Raw genomic sequence first — 11,905 nt, forward strand, 5'->3', positions numbered from 1 at the left:
GACCCAACCCGGTCACAGGAAATGATCGGCGCGGCTCCCCAAAGCGGACATTCCCATCGGGGTGGAAGGTGGATCGCAGAATAAGATATACTTAAACGCCAGGACGCTGATTGGTCCCCAGGGTCAATCTCACTAAATGCATATTGAATAACATTTGAGAGATATTTTTTGTCTTCGAGCATCAAACGGCCTGGGCAGTTTCGGGCAAGTCCACTGAAGACATCGCGGGCCCCAAAACAGAGATTGGTTGCGGAAGCCGAAGATTGACCTGCAGCGTGGGATCGGAGCGGAATAGGGTTTTCAGGAAGGCCGAGACCGCCCTGATGCGGGGCGAGAATTGCAGGTCGGTGTGGACGTTGAGCCAGAGATCTCGAATCGTCGACAAGTCATCGTGCAGTACCGGGACCAGGAGGTCGCGTCCGGCAACCGCGAAGCTTGGGAGGAGGACGATGCCGAGCCCACCGGCGGCCGCCTGCTTCTGCGCGATCATGCTCGTCGAGTGGAACACGGTACGCCGATCCGCGATGATTTCGTCGAGCCACCGCACGCAATCGACCTGCACGAGGTCTTCGACGTAGGTGACAAAGGCGTGGCGCTCCAGATCCTGGATGGATCGTGGCGTTCCCGCCCGGTCGAGGTAGCCCGGTGAGGCGTAGAGCCCGAGCCGGAAGCGGCCGATCCGCTCGGAGACGAGCCCCTGCCCCGGTGGCTCGAAGAAGCTCAGGAAGAGGTCGGCCTCCCGGCGATTCACATAGACCGTCTGGGGCGATGTCAGCAGCTCGACGGTGAGGTCGGGATGCGTCTCGTGCAGGCGCACGAACCGCTCGGCGAGATAGAGGGAGGCGATGCCCTCCATCGTCGCGAGACGGACGCGGCCTCCGGCCTGCCCGGAGCTGGGAGTGACCTCCTCCTCCATGGCGATGATGGCGCTCTCCACCCGCTCCGCGTGGCGGAGCAGGCGCTGGCCGGCCTCGCTCAGGCGCAGGCCGGAGGGCATGCGCTCGAACAGGGAGACGCCCAGGGCGGCTTCCAGATGGGCGAGGCGCCGGCTGACGGTCGATTGATCGACCCGCAGCCTCTTGGCCGCTCCCGCGAGGCTGCCCCCACGGGCGGCATGGACGAAGACCTTCAGGTCATCCCAGTCGAGCTGATCGAGGGCACGCATGGTCTCGCGCGGCGCAAGAGTCGCGCCACGTCGGCGGCTTGGGATCCGTGCAAGGGCGCTTGCGGAATTGACCGCTTCAAGCGGCGGACAGGCTGCCTAAGCTCGGCCTCGAAAGGGCAATCCAGGAATCCCCGTTTCATGAATCCCCGTTTCAAGGCGGCGGCCATCCATGCCGCACCGGTCTTCCTCGACGCCACGGCGACGACGGACAAGGCGGTTTCCCTCATCCACGAGGCGGCCAGGGCCGGCGCGGCCCTCGTCGCCTTCCCGGAAACCTTCATCCCGGCCTTTCCGGTCTGGGCCGCCCTTGCGGCGCCGATCGACAACCACGACCTGTTCGCCCGCATGGCCGACCAGTCGGTCCTCGTCGACGGACCGGAAGTCGCCCGCATCCGCGAGGCCGCGAAGGCGGCGAGGGTCATCGTCTCCATCGGCCTCAGCGAGCGTTCACCCGTGAGCGTCGGCTGCCTGTGGAACAGCAACCTGCTGATCGGCGAGGGCGGCGACATCCTCAACCACCACCGCAAGCTCGTTCCGACCTTCTACGAGAAGCTGGTCTGGGCGGCAGGCGATGGGGCCGGGCTGCGGGTGGTCGAGACCGCGATCGGCCGGATCGGCCAACTCATCTGCGGCGAGAACACCAACTCGCTGGCCCGCTATAGCCTGATGGCGCAGGGCGAGCAGTTCCATATCTCGTCCTGGCCGCCGGTCTGGCCGACGCGGCGCCCAGCGGGCGGGGGCAATTACGACAACCTCGCCGCGAACCGCCTCCGGGCGGGCGCCCATTGCTTCGAGGCCAAGGTCTTCGGCCTCGTCACCGCGAGTGTGCTCGACCGTGCGGCGTTCGACACCATCGCCTCTTGCGATCCCCGGGCCGCCGAGGTTCTGGAAGGGACGCCGCGCGCCGCCTCGTTCTTCCTTGATCCGACCGGCGCCCAGATCGGCGAAGCCCTTCGGGACGAGGGAATCCTCTACGCCGAAATCGACCTCGCAGCTTGCATCGAGCCGAAGCAGTTCCACGACGTGGTCGGCTACTACAACCGCTTCGACGTGTTCGACCTCACGGTGAACCGCCGCCGCCTCGCCCCCGCGGCCTTTCGCGATCCCGGCTCCGCCCCGCCGCCCGCGGGTGTTTCCGCGCCTGTCCCCGGCGACGGCGCGTGACTTGCTGAGCGTTGCCTCGACCCCTGCCCGAGTGGAGATGTGCTATGATGTTCGACCGTCGCAAGCTGCTCCTCGGGGGCGCCGCCGGACTGATGCTGCCGGGCTTGGCCCGCGCGCAGACGCCCGCCGCGATCGGCACCTTCCCGGAGGGTGTCGGCGCTGACTCCGTCTTCGTCGGCCTCAACATGCCCCTGACAGGCGTCTTCTCCGGTGATGGCAACGACCTGAAGCTCGGCTACGAACTCGCCATCGCGCAGATCAACGCGGGCGGCGAGATCCCGGCCGCCTGGGGCCTGAAGGGCAAGGGCGTCCTCGGGCGCCAGATCCGCTACAAGGTCGCCGACACGGAGGGGAAGCCCAACGTTGCGGTGCAGGCGGCGACCCAGTTCATCCAGCGGGACAAGGCGATTCAGTTCTCGGGCTCCGTGAGCAGTTCCGAGGCCATCGCCCTCGAGGAACTTGCGAGCCGCGACAAGGTCCTCTACATGGTCGGCATCGCCGGCTCGAACGACGTCACCGGCAAGAACTGCCAGCGCTACGGCTTCCGCTCGCAGCAGAACGCCTACATGGCCGCCAAGGCGCTGGCCCCGGTGGTCGCCAAGGCGCTCGGTCCCAAGCGCAAGATGGCCTTCCTGGTGCCGGATTACACCTACGGCCAGACGGTCTACGAATCCTTTGCCAATTTCGCCAAGGAGGCGGGCTGGACACAGGTTCTGAAGGAGACCGTGCCGCTGGGCACCGCCGATTACAGCTCGGCGCTCCTCAACATCGCCAACAGCGGCGCCGACGTCTTCGTGAACATCTGCTTCGGCGCGGATGCGGTCGCCTCGACCAAGCAAGCCGAGCAGTTCGGCGTCCTATCGAGCATGAAGCTCGTCGTGCCGAACCTGTCCTCCTTCCAGGACAAGGAACTCGGCGCCGAACTGATGCAGGGCGTCTATGGCTCCTGCGATTTCTGGTGGACGCTGGAGGACCGCTATCCCCTCGCCAAGACCTTCGTGGCGAGCTTCCTCGACAAGAACAAGTATCACCCACGCTGGGGCGCCCACATCGCCTACATGCAGACCTATCTCTGGGCGCTCACGGTCGAGCGGGTCGGCGGGTTCAACCCGGTCGACATGATCAAAGCGATGGAGGCCTCGAAGAGCCAGCCCTACAACTCGACCATCGGCCGCGTCTATTACCGCGCCGAGGACCACCAGATGGTCCGACCAATCCCGATCCTGAAAGGCAAGGCGCCCGCCTCGATGAAGGGGCCGGAGGATTTCTACGAGATCGTGGACGTGGTCGAGGGCGAGAGCGTGATGAACCCGCCCGACCTGTTCGGTTGCAAGCTCGGCCCCTACACCTGAGGGACCGGCCATGCCCAACACGGTGGTTCTCCTCTCCCAGGCCTTCAACGGCCTTGCCCTTGGGAGCCTTCTGGCGCTCGTGTCCAGCGGGCTCACCATCATCCTGGGCACCCTGGGGGTGCTCAACTTCGCCCACGGTGCGCTGTTCGCCGTGGGGGCCTACACCGCCTTCGTGATGATGTCGGCGACGCATTCCTTCCTGCTCGCCCTGCTCGGCGGCTGCGCCGTCATGCTGGTCGTCGGCTTCGCCATGGAGCGGCTGGTGATCCGCCATTTCTACGCGAGGCCCGACGAGGACCAGATCCTCGTCACCTACGGCATCGGCATTGTTCTCGTGGAGGCGTTGCGCGCGTGGTTCGGGGGGAACAGCCAGCGGGTGCCGTTGCCTTCCTGGGGCGTGGGGGCGACCAAGCTCGGCTTCCTCGTCTACCCGACCTACCGGCTCCAACTGATCGGCATCGTCGCGGCGCTCCTCCTCGGCCTCTACCTTGTCCTCTACCGGACTGCGATCGGCCTCGTGGTGCGGGCGGGCATCGAGAATGCCGGCATGGTCGGCATCCTCGGCATCGACGTGCGCCGCACCTTCCTCCTCGTCTTCGGCATCGGAATCGTCGCGGTGGGGCTCGCCGGGATGCTCTACGCCCCCGTCGTCTCGGTGACGCCCGACATGGGTGCCAGCTTCATGGTGCAATCCTTCGTGGTCATCGTGCTGGGCGGGCTCGGCTCGTTCCCCGGCGCGGTGGTGGGAGGGCTGATCGCGGGCGAGGTCATCAGCCTGACGAGTGCCTTCAGCTCCGCCTATTCGGAGGTGATGCTCTACGGCCTGATGGCACTGGTGCTGGTGGCGCGCCCGCAAGGGCTGTTCGGCACGGAGGGCCGCGTCTGATGCCCCCTGCCCTCCGCCGCATCCTCCCCGAACTGGCGCTCGCCGCCTTCCTGGTGGTCGCCCCTCTCCTGCTGCCGCCGCTGGGCTTCTCACACGACCTGCTGACGCGGGCGCTCAATTGGGCGCTGTTCGGCCTCGGGCTCGACATCCTGTTCGGCCTCGCGGGCCTCCTCTCCTTCGGCCAGGCCGCCTTCTACGGGACGGGCGGGTTCGTCGCCGCCACCCTCCTCGTCTCCGGGACGGTGGGAAGCGTCTGGCTCGCCCTCCTGGCTGGGACGCTGGCGGCGGGGCTATTCGGCCTCCTCGTCGGCTGGCTCGCCGTCCGGCGCATCGGCATCTACTTCGCCATGATCACGCTGGCCTTCGGCCAGATGGCGTATTTCATCGAAAACTCCCCGCTCTCGGAATGGACCGGCGGCGAGAACGGCATCGCCGGGGTGCCCCTTCCGACAATCGGCTTCGGGGCGGGCGCGGTGCGGATCACCGCCGGGCTGCCGATGTACGCGCTCCTCGCGACCACCTTCCTCGTCGGCTTCGTTCTGGCCCGCCGCATCGCAAAATCCCCTGTGGGGCTGATCCTGCGGGCAGTGAAGGAGAACACCGCCCGCGTGGCGATGCTCGGCCACGACGTCCCGGCCTACAAGCTCGCCGCCTTCACCATCGCCGCGCTCTATGCGGGGCTCGCCGGGGCGATGCTCGGGCCGTTCCAGAGCTACATGCCGCCGGACGCTTTCGCCCTGGAGACCTCGGGGCAACTCGTGGTGCAGACCATCGTCGGCGGCGTCGGCACCTTGGTCGGGCCACTGGTCGGCGCGGCCCTCTGGCTGTGGCTGCGCGACAACCTGCAACTCATCCCCGGCCTCGGTCCGCTGTGGAAGCTCGTCCTGGGGCTCGCCTTCATCGGCCTCGTGATCGGCCTACGCCGGGGCATCTGCGGGGAGATCCTGCATCTCTGGAACCGCCGCCGGGAGGCCCGTCGCCTCCGCGCGGAGCTGGCCCGGACGGAGGCCATCGAGGCGAGCGGCGGAGCACCGGCCCGCGCCGTCCCGGCTGAGATCGCCCTGCCGATGCCGCGCCCGGCGGTGGACGGACGCAGCGCGCGCGGGGAGATCGTCCTTGAGGCGCGCGGGCTCGCCCGGCACTACGGTGGCCTGAAGGCGGTCGACGGCGTGAGCTTCACCGTGCGCCGGGGGTCGATCCACGCGGTGATCGGGCCGAATGGAGCGGGCAAGAGCACCCTGTTCAAGATGCTCTCCGACGAGGTGAGCCCGAGCGCGGGCGAGGTGCTGCTGTTTGGCGAGCGGCTAACCGGAGGCGGGGTGAGCCGAGCGGCCCAGCGGGGCATTGCCAAGAGCAACCAGCTCAACCAGCTCTTCCTGAACCTCACGGTGCGGGGAAACCTTCGGGTGGCGGCGCTGGCTCGGGCGCGGGGCGGCTTCCGCCTGGATCTCATCGCCCCCGCCGACGGACGCCCCGAGGTGGAGGCGCAGGTAGCGACTCTGATAGACCTTCTCGATCTCGGCGAGCGGGCCGGCACCCCGGCGAGCGTCCTGGCCTATGGCGAGAAGCGACGGCTGGAGATCGGCATGGCGCTCGCCACTAGCCCGAACGTGCTGCTCCTCGACGAACCCTTGGCCGGCATGAGCCTGTCGGAGCGGGCGGCGACCTGCGCCCTGATCCGGCGCATCGCGAAGACTTGCACGGTCGTCGTGGTGGAGCACGACCTCGACGCCATCTTCGACCTCGCCGAGCGGATCACCGTGCTGTGCGAGGGCCGCCTCCTCGCCAACGGCCCAACCGATTCCGTGCGCCGGGACGCAGCCGTCCAGCGCGCCTATCTCGGTACCGGCCCGGCGGAAGCCGGTGCCACCCTGGGGAGCGCCGCATGAGCCTGCTCGAAGTCGAGGGCATCGACACCCTCTACGGAGATTCCCACATCCTGTTCGGCGTCTCCCTGCGGGTTGAGGAGAACGAGGTCGTGGCCCTCCTTGGCCGCAACGGCGCCGGCAAGACCACGTCGCTGCGCACGCTGATGGGCGTGCTCAGCCCCCGGCGCGGCACGATCCGCCTCGACGGCAAGGCGATCCACGGGCTCCCGCCCTCGCAGATCGCCCGCGTCGGCATGCAGCTCGTGCCGGAGGAGCGCGCCGTGTTCGGCGGCCTGACCGTGGAGGAGAACCTCCGCGTCGCGCGCCTGACCGCCCCCAAGGCGTGGCCCCTCAACCGGATCTGGGAGATCTTCCCCCGGCTCAAGGAGCGACGCACCTCGCGGGGGCGCACCCTCTCGGGGGGCGAGCAGCAGATGCTCTCGATCGCCCGCGCCCTGGTCCGCGACCCGCGCATCCTCCTCCTCGACGAGCCCTTCGAGGGGCTGGCGCCGCTGATCGTTCAGGATCTGGTCGTGTTGACGAAGCGTCTGGCCGCGGAAGGGCGCACGATCGTCGTGGTCGAGCAGAACGTCGCAGCGGTCCTGAGCTTCGCCGACCGGGTCTACGGCCTCAACAACGGCCACGTCGTCTACGAGGGGCAGGCCTCCGCTCTCCGGACGGATCCCGCTCCGATGCGGAACTTCATGGGCTTGGCGCCGTGAGCGAGACCACGGACACCGTCTCGATGCCGCTGCTTACATCGAGCGATCACCAATTTGGTTCGGTCAACTAAGAGATGTTTGATCTTGCAGTTTGATGTCTGTTCTTGCTGCATTTTGCCCGAAAGAAGACCGGCGGGATCCAACCTTCTGCGTCGTTTGCGTGGACGCTGTGCGGCGCCCAACGATGGCCGAAAGCCGTCCGTCCACTTCCTGGCATGAGGTGGATCAAAACCGATGTTTCCGTTCGCAGCGTTTTACCGAAGCTTGAAATGCTGACACGCTTTCCCGACAGAATGAAGGCCATTCCAGAGCTTGCCAAACGGCGCATGGGTTCCGTCGGCAAAGCGATCGAATTTCCGACGCGTGCGGTTGTGCTACCTACCGTTGCGTTCCACTAGGGCAAGCTCTGTAGAACGGCTGCGCTGGAACTCGGTCGCGGTATTCGCGTAAGATCAAATCATGCTCAGGTCGCTCGACCTTCTAAGGCAAATTACCCCGGCCGCGTCGCTCATCGCCGACGACGACGGACATATGACCCTTGCCGGCGGTGGCTCCGGTTACACCAAGCCATGGCATTGGCATGACGGCCTTATGCTGCTGTTGCCCAGCCTAGGTGCTTTCCGCCTCAAACACGAGGCTCGGCGCGAAGGCGTCTGGGTATCTGAAGACCGCTTCGCCGTCGTTCCTGCCTCGCATGCTCACGACACGAGCACTCTTCGAGATAATCAAGCTCACATAGTCGCTTACGTTAAAGAAAACGCGCTCCGACGCATCGAAGCGAGCCTCGGTTCGTTAAGCCGCGTCCGAACCTCCATTCGGACGAGCGGTATGTTCCCCGTCACCCCCGAGATCCGTACGCTTCGCGCCCTCTGTCTCGACGGCACAGGTGATACGTTAGGCTCCGCGGCTGTCCGCGCCCACCTCTCAGCCGCATTACTCATCCGATGCCTAGCAGCCATCGAGCAGGGCCGACCTCTCCCCTCGGCATCCCGACACGGACACGGCAAGGCCCTGATCCGTCAGGCGAGAGCTATAATCGCCGCGCGTCTGGATCAGGACGTCCCGCTCGACCTGCTAGCTGAGCGCCTGGATGTCTCACGCCGCCACCTGACCCGCCTGTTCCACGCCGAAGTCGGCTTGTCGGTCGGCGCGTTTCACCGGGCCAAGCGTCTCGACGCCGCCAAGGACATGCTAAGAGCTACGGACTTACCCGTCGACGAGATCGCGTCCCGGGTCGGGTTCGAGAGCGGCTCAGCCTTGTCCCGCGCCCTGCGTCGGCGAGACGGTCAGGCAGCTACGGGAATTCGGGCATCCTCACGAGCTCTCGTGGCCCACTCGGTCAAGAAGTAAGGCCCACCCGGCCGCGCGGGCGGTCCTTGTTTCCTACAATGATCTCCGATGACGGCGCGGCCGAGGTCCTGCGCGCTGCGGGTTGGGTATCTCAGTCATGAGCGATGTCGAAGTCGAAGTCGTACGCGTCTTTACCTGCGGTGGCGCGGGGGGCAATCCTTGCCCCGTCGTGGCGGACGCCGGCACCTTAGACGCAGGCGCGATGCAGGACATCGCTCGGCGGTACCGCCACGAGAGTGGGTTCGTGCTACCGCCTGAGGACGACACACACGACCTCCGGTTCCGCTTCTTCGTGCCAAACCACGAGATGGAGATGTGCGCCCACGCCACCATCGGCACCCTCTGGGTGTTAGCCCGCCGCGGGCGGTTGGCGAGTGCGCCGGTGCGAATTGCAACAGTGAGCGGTACCGTCACCGGCTTCGTCCAGGCCCACGACGACGGATCGTGGCGCGTTGAGATCACCCAGCCAACCGGACGGGTCGTGCCGCTCGCATCGGAGCGTGTCGACACCGTCTGCGCCGCCCTGGGCATCAGCCGCGATGCTCTCGCCGATCTACCGGTGCACAACGCCGCCACCTCGCGTGTGAAGACCCTCATACCGATACGCTGGCCGGAGGGCCTGCACGCTCTCGCCCCCGACCCTGCGGCGGTCGAAGCCGCGTGTCGGGCCATCGGCTCGACGGGCCTCTATCCTTACGCAGTCCTAGACGGGCCGGGGCGCACGTTTGAGGCGCGGCAGTTCCCACGCTCATCCGGCTACCCGGAGGACGCTGCAACCGGCATCGCCGCGGCGGCGCTGGCGTTCGGTCTCCTGCACGATGGAACCGTCGAGCCCGACGATCGCCGCATCCTAATCCACCAAGGCCGCGCCATGGGCCATCTCTCGGAAATCTCGGTTCGTATCGGCTTCGCGGGTGACCGCGCCCTCGGCTGCTTGCTTGGAGGCGAAGTCGCCCCCGAGGACGAGCGCGGCTCCGCCAATGAAGGATCCTTCAAGTGAACGGCGCGATCCTAGCTCGCTTGGCGGCGGCCGGGCTGGCATTACCGCGACCGACAATGCCTGCCGCCAACTACGTGCCATTCACGCGTGCCGGCCCGCTGCTTTTCGTAGCTGGGCAGACCCCTGTACAGGATGGCGAACCCCAGTATTGCGGCATCGTCGGCGAGGGCATCACGATCGAGGAGGCGCAGGCCGCGGCGCGTCTATGCGCACTGAACGTTCTCGCCCAAGTCGACGTTGCCCTCAAAGGCGAACCCCTTCGAGTACGCTGCCTCCGGCTAGGTGGGTTCGTCCGCTGCACGGGCGACTTCATACAGCAGGCGCGGGTGCTAGACGGCGCCTCGGACCTCATGGTGCTCGCCCTCGGCGAAGATGGCCGCCACGCGCGTACGACGGCCGGGACCAACGCCCTGCCGCGTGGCGTGCCCGTCGAGGTCGAGGGCGTCTTCGAGCTGGCATGACCTTGTCGTGGCTCCCTGCAGGGGACGCCCGTGTCGGCCAGACAATCGGAGCGACCTAGAAACGGAAAAGGACATCGACGATGTATGCCATGAAGAACGCGGCCGTCGCCGCGACGATGACGTTCGCGTTAGCTTCTCCCTCACTCTCAGCAGAAGAACTCACAGGCACACTCAAGAAGGTGAAGGATACGGGCGTCATCACGCTTGGGTTCCGGGACGCTTCGGTGCCATTTTCCTACCTGGACGGGGATCAGAAGCCAGTCGGCTATGCGCTTGAGATCTGCTATCGTATCGTTGATGCGGTAAAGGAGCGGCTTGGGCTTGCCAAGCTTGACGTCCGGCTCAACGGGGTGACGTCGGCAACGCGCATCCCACTGATCGCAAATGGCACCATCGACCTTGAATGCGGTTCGACAACGAACACGTTCGAACGCCGCAACCAAGTTTCGTTCACCAATACCGACTTCCTGACCGCGACGCGCTACGTGTCGAAGAAGAGTACCGGTCTGCACACCATCGATGACCTGCAGGGCAAGACTGTGGTCTCGACCTCTGGCACGATTAACCTACGCCAGATCAACGAAGCCAACATCGCGCGCAACCTCGGTCTGACCATCCTACCCGCCGTCGACCATGCAGAGGCGTTCCTGATGGTCCAGAACGGGCGGGCAGTGGCCTTTGTGATGGACGATGTGCTGCTGGCCTCTTTGGTAGCCGCAGCCAGGGATCCCGCTGCCTTCGAAATATCGTCGGAAGCCTTATCGAAACCAGAGCCCTACGCCGTCATGCTGCGCAAGGATGACGCCCCATTCAAAGCCGTGGCTGACGCCGCAACAGCCAAGCTCTACGCCGGTCCCGAAGGACAGGTGTTATACGACAAGTGGTTCACGAAGCCGATCCCGCCGAGAGGGATTAACTTGGGGCTTCCGATGAGCGCTGCACTGCGGAAAGCTTTTGCGAGTCCGACCGATAGCTTCGACCCAAGCGCCTATTGATCACCACTCAATTGCGCGACATCCAGATCCGGGACTGTCAACTCAGTCCTAGTTGGTGAATGATATCGTTTGAGGTGATTATTCATTCGGCTTGTCCGAAGGATTTTTAATAAGTTCCTTGAGCTTGCTCGACATAGGAAATTCAAGATTTGCTCCTCTTGGGGGGATAGGGCTCTCGAACCACTTAGCGTACAGCTTTTCGTACGCGCCGGACTTCATCAAATCGGTTAGAGTTTCATCGACGAGCGCCTTGAATTGTGGGTCGTCGCGTCGAATCATGAGGGCGTAGACATCGGATGGGTAAGCTTGGTCGAGGATCGTCAGCTTGCTAGGGTCCTTTGTATTTGCCCGTAAGCCAGCCAAGTTGATGTCGTCTTCTATGAATGCTGCGGCGCGCCCGGTTTCGACTAAGAGAAACGACTCGGCGTGATCTTTAGCGGACATAATGGTAAGTCCAAGGTTCTCGTTCTGATTAAGCTTATTCGCGAACTGAGCCGTGTTAGTCCCTGACGTTACGGCTACCGTCTTTCCCTTGAGATCAGTCGTGGAATGGATGTTTTCTGCAGTGCGCACCAGCCACCTGAACTGCGGCACGAAGGTGGAGACCGAGAACGCCACCTGCTTCTGGCGGGCAAGTTGATTTGCCGTCGAACCACACTCGATGTCGACGGTGCCGTTCGCAACAAGTGGCATACGAGTCGCCGAATTGACCGGATTGAACGCGACCTTGAGATCGGATGCGCCAATCTTGGCTTTGACGGCATCGACTACTCGGGCGCACAGGTCCACCGCGAAGCCGGTCGGCTTCTGCGCGCCATCTAGATAGGAGAATGGGACGGACGCTTCCCGGTATCCGACCGTAAACGTACCAGACTCTTTCGCCTTCTTGAGCGTACCCATGAGTTCCTCTGCCCTCGCTGATGGGTGCGGCCATAAACTGAG

At 65.1% G+C, this 11,905-nt stretch carries 11 protein-coding genes; 9 read left to right on the top strand and 2 right to left on the bottom strand.

Annotated elements, in window-relative coordinates:
- Positions 1–181 precede the first annotated feature (181 nt).
- Positions 182–1,165 (bottom strand): LysR family transcriptional regulator, encoded by a 984-nt coding sequence (locus MKL09_RS26990; RefSeq protein ID WP_243941783.1) that lies wholly within the window; start codon positions 1,163–1,165, stop codon positions 182–184.
- A 138-nt stretch (positions 1,166–1,303) separates the two neighbouring features.
- On the opposite strand from MKL09_RS26990, the gene MKL09_RS26995 reads away from it, so the two are divergent.
- The 9 genes from MKL09_RS26995 to MKL09_RS27035 all read left to right on the top strand — a co-directional run bounded on the left by MKL09_RS26995 (position 1,304) and on the right by MKL09_RS27035 (position 10,963).
- Positions 1,304–2,329 carry a carbon-nitrogen hydrolase family protein gene (locus tag MKL09_RS26995; RefSeq protein WP_243941781.1) on the top strand — a complete coding sequence of 342 codons (1,026 nt, stop codon included), beginning with the start codon at positions 1,304–1,306 and terminating at the stop codon, positions 2,327–2,329.
- Positions 2,330–2,373: 44 nt separating this feature from the next.
- On the top strand, positions 2,374–3,681 hold the full coding sequence (locus MKL09_RS27000) for a substrate-binding protein (protein ID WP_243941779.1): 1,308 nt from the start codon (positions 2,374–2,376) through the stop codon (positions 3,679–3,681).
- A gap of 10 nt (positions 3,682–3,691) precedes the next feature.
- Complete coding sequence (locus MKL09_RS27005; RefSeq protein WP_243941777.1) at positions 3,692–4,567, top strand: branched-chain amino acid ABC transporter permease; 876 nt, start codon at positions 3,692–3,694, stop codon at positions 4,565–4,567.
- Positions 4,567–6,456: an ABC transporter permease subunit gene (locus MKL09_RS27010; RefSeq protein WP_244025083.1), complete on the top strand. Its 1,890-nt coding sequence runs from the start codon at positions 4,567–4,569 to the stop codon at positions 6,454–6,456. The genes MKL09_RS27005 and MKL09_RS27010 overlap by 1 nt, the downstream gene beginning before the upstream one ends.
- Positions 6,453–7,157, top strand: a complete 705-nt coding sequence (locus MKL09_RS27015) for an ABC transporter ATP-binding protein (protein WP_243941773.1) — start codon at positions 6,453–6,455, stop codon at positions 7,155–7,157. Before MKL09_RS27010 ends, MKL09_RS27015 begins: the two co-directional genes overlap by 4 nt.
- 459 nt (positions 7,158–7,616) lie before the next feature.
- On the top strand, positions 7,617–8,507 hold the full coding sequence (locus tag MKL09_RS27020; protein WP_243941769.1) for a helix-turn-helix domain-containing protein: 891 nt from the start codon (positions 7,617–7,619) through the stop codon (positions 8,505–8,507).
- 97 nt (positions 8,508–8,604) lie between these two features.
- Positions 8,605–9,507, top strand: coding sequence for a PhzF family phenazine biosynthesis protein (locus MKL09_RS27025; protein WP_244025084.1), 903 nt, complete (start codon positions 8,605–8,607; stop codon positions 9,505–9,507).
- Positions 9,504–9,968 (top strand): RidA family protein, encoded by a 465-nt coding sequence (locus MKL09_RS27030; RefSeq protein ID WP_243941765.1) that lies wholly within the window; start codon positions 9,504–9,506, stop codon positions 9,966–9,968. Before MKL09_RS27025 ends, MKL09_RS27030 begins: the two co-directional genes overlap by 4 nt.
- 89 nt (positions 9,969–10,057) lie before the next feature.
- Positions 10,058–10,963 carry an amino acid ABC transporter substrate-binding protein gene (locus MKL09_RS27035; RefSeq protein WP_244025105.1) on the top strand — a complete coding sequence of 302 codons (906 nt, stop codon included), beginning with the start codon at positions 10,058–10,060 and terminating at the stop codon, positions 10,961–10,963.
- Between the two features lie 78 nt (positions 10,964–11,041).
- On the opposite strand, the gene MKL09_RS27040 is transcribed toward MKL09_RS27035, so the two are convergent.
- Positions 11,042–11,863 carry an amino acid ABC transporter substrate-binding protein gene (locus MKL09_RS27040; protein WP_243941762.1) on the bottom strand — a complete coding sequence of 274 codons (822 nt, stop codon included), beginning with the start codon at positions 11,861–11,863 and terminating at the stop codon, positions 11,042–11,044.
- Positions 11,864–11,905 lie beyond the last annotated feature (42 nt).

Source organism: Methylobacterium sp. J-048, assembly GCF_022829515.1.
Lineage (GTDB): Bacteria > Pseudomonadota > Alphaproteobacteria > Rhizobiales > Beijerinckiaceae > Methylobacterium.

Bases quoted from the DNA above. Each gene is read 5' to 3' on its own strand.
- MKL09_RS27025 (WP_244025084.1), top strand. From the start codon at position 8,605: ATGAGCGATGTCGAAGTCGAAGTCGTACGCGTCTTTACCTGCGGTGGC.
- MKL09_RS27040 (WP_243941762.1), bottom strand. From the start codon at position 11,863: ATGGGTACGCTCAAGAAGGCGAAAGAGTCTGGTACGTTTACGGTCGGA.
- MKL09_RS27035 (WP_244025105.1), top strand. From the start codon at position 10,058: ATGAAGAACGCGGCCGTCGCCGCGACGATGACGTTCGCGTTAGCTTCT.
- MKL09_RS26990 (WP_243941783.1), bottom strand. From the start codon at position 1,165: ATGCGTGCCCTCGATCAGCTCGACTGGGATGACCTGAAGGTCTTCGTC.
- MKL09_RS27010 (WP_244025083.1), top strand. From the start codon at position 4,567: ATGCCCCCTGCCCTCCGCCGCATCCTCCCCGAACTGGCGCTCGCCGCC.
- MKL09_RS27005 (WP_243941777.1), top strand. From the start codon at position 3,692: ATGCCCAACACGGTGGTTCTCCTCTCCCAGGCCTTCAACGGCCTTGCC.
- MKL09_RS27000 (WP_243941779.1), top strand. From the start codon at position 2,374: ATGATGTTCGACCGTCGCAAGCTGCTCCTCGGGGGCGCCGCCGGACTG.
- MKL09_RS26995 (WP_243941781.1), top strand. From the start codon at position 1,304: ATGAATCCCCGTTTCAAGGCGGCGGCCATCCATGCCGCACCGGTCTTC.
- MKL09_RS27020 (WP_243941769.1), top strand. From the start codon at position 7,617: ATGCTCAGGTCGCTCGACCTTCTAAGGCAAATTACCCCGGCCGCGTCG.
- MKL09_RS27015 (WP_243941773.1), top strand. From the start codon at position 6,453: ATGAGCCTGCTCGAAGTCGAGGGCATCGACACCCTCTACGGAGATTCC.